At 52.1% G+C, this 1185-nt stretch carries 1 rRNA gene; it reads right to left on the reverse strand.

The window, feature by feature from the left end:
- Window positions 1-1164, reverse strand: a 23S ribosomal RNA gene (locus P3T20_RS37085); the annotation flags it as partial.
- Window positions 1165-1185: the final 21 nt, after the last annotated feature.

Here is a 1185-nt window from a genome sequence, read left to right on the forward strand (position 1 = left end):
TGCATCCGCAGCTTCGGTATATTGCTTAGCCCCGTTACATCTTCCGCGCAGGACGACTCGATCAGTGAGCTATTACGCTTTCTTTAAAGGATGGCTGCTTCTAAGCCAACCTCCTGACTGTTTTAGCCTTCCCACTTCGTTTCCCACTTAGCAATATTTGGGGACCTTAGCTGGCGGTCTGGGTTGTTTCCCTCTTGACACCGGACGTTAGCACCCGATGTCTGTCTCCCGTGATTGCACTCTTCGGTATTCGGAGTTTGCTATGGCGAAGTAATCCGCAATGGACCCTTCAACCATGACAGTGCTCTACCCCCGAAGGTGATACACGAGGCACTACCTAAATAGTTTTCGGAGAGAACCAGCTATTTCCAGGTTTGTTTAGCCTTTCACCCCTATCCACAGCTCATCCCCTAACTTTTCAACGTTAGTGGGTTCGGACCTCCAGTACGTGTTACCGCACCTTCATCCTGGCCATGGATAGATCACCTGGTTTCGGGTCTACACCCAGCGACTGAATCGCCCTGTTCGGACTCGCTTTCGCTACGCCTGCCCTAATCGGTTAAGCTTGCCACTGAATGTAAGTCGCTGACCCATTATACAAAAGGTACGCCGTCACCCCTTGCGAGGCTCCGACTGTTTGTATGCATGCGGTTTCAGGATCTGTTTCACTCCCCTCCCGGGGTTCTTTTCGCCTTTCCCTCACGGTACTGGTTCACTATCGGTCGATCACGAGTATTTAGCCTTGGAGGATGGTCCCCCCATCTTCAGACAGGATTTCACGTGTCCCGCCCTACTTGTCGTACACCTAGTTCTTCCTCGCTGTTTTCGTCTACAGGGCTATCACCTGCTATGGCGGCACTTTCCAGAGCCTTCGACTAACAATGAAGATAAAGAGTACAGGCTGGTCCCATTTCGCTCGCCACTACTCTGGGAATCTCGGTTGATTTCTTTTCCTGCGGCTACTTAGATGTTTCAGTTCGCCGCGTTCGCTTCGCACAGCCTATGTATTCAGCTGCGGATACTCCATACGGAGTGGGTTTCCCCATTCGGACATCTACGGATCAAAGCTCGTTTGCCAGCTCCCCGTAGCTTTTCGCAGGCTACCGCGTCCTTCATCGCCTGTGATCGCCAAGGCATCCACCACATGCACTTGTTCGCTTGACCCTATAACGGGTGTGTCTCATG

Source organism: Paraburkholderia sp. GAS206C (assembly GCF_050435645.1).
In the GTDB taxonomy this organism is placed as follows: Bacteria; Pseudomonadota; Gammaproteobacteria; order Burkholderiales; family Burkholderiaceae; genus Paraburkholderia; species Paraburkholderia phenazinium_B.